This is a genomic window from Oleiphilus sp. HI0066, from assembly GCF_001635725.1.
Genome location: NZ_LWFH01001649.1, coordinates 1 through 651, shown reverse-complemented (window position 1 = coordinate 651; position 651 = coordinate 1). Strand labels below are relative to the sequence as shown.

Here is a 651-nt window from a genome sequence, read left to right as displayed (position 1 = left end):
ATGGCACCGAATCAAGATGAACTAGAAGCATTCGTAAAAGAAAAAGGCCTGTTTAGTTTTTACGAAGATGGGCACAAAGAATGTTGTTCTATTCGAAAGGTTCGTCCACTGCGTAGAAAACTTGCCACCTTAGATGCATGGATCACAGGTCAACGAAAAGATCAGAGCCCTGGCACGCGATCAGAAGTTGCCGTAGTTGAACTAGATAACGCCAATGCCAAAGAAGGAGGAATTCTAGTTAAGTTCAATCCTTTAGCGAATTGGTCATCAAAAGAAGTGTGGGATTATTTAAGAATGAGTGAAGTGCCAACTAATGAACTTCACCAAAAAGGCTTTATTAGTATTGGCTGTGAGCCTTGCACACGACCTGTACTTCCCAACCAACACGAAAGAGAAGGCCGTTGGTGGTGGGAAGAAGAAACTCAAAAGGAATGCGGCCTGCACATTAAGTAAACCGCCCTTTTCGAACGCTAAGTTGAATATCGAGGGATTTCAATTCCCTCGAACACCTGACCAACATCCTCACGATGAGCATGACTGTAGAATGCCTCGTCAACTAAATCGCGCGTCAGATGCGGCGCAAACTCCGCCAAAAACTCATACATAAACCCACGCATAAAAGTCCCTTTGCGCAACGCAATGCTTGTTACG

At 44.5% G+C, this 651-nt stretch carries 1 protein-coding gene and 1 pseudogene; one reads left to right on the top strand and one right to left on the bottom strand.

Annotated elements, in window-relative coordinates:
• Positions 1–453, top strand: a 453-nt coding sequence (locus A3738_RS25735; protein WP_082890151.1) for a phosphoadenylyl-sulfate reductase, incomplete at its 5' end; no start/stop codon positions are given.
• Positions 454–470: 17 nt separating this feature from the next.
• On the opposite strand, the pseudogene cysB reads toward A3738_RS25735, so the two are convergent.
• A pseudogene (gene cysB / locus A3738_RS25730) lies at positions 471–651 on the bottom strand (HTH-type transcriptional regulator CysB); the annotation flags it as partial.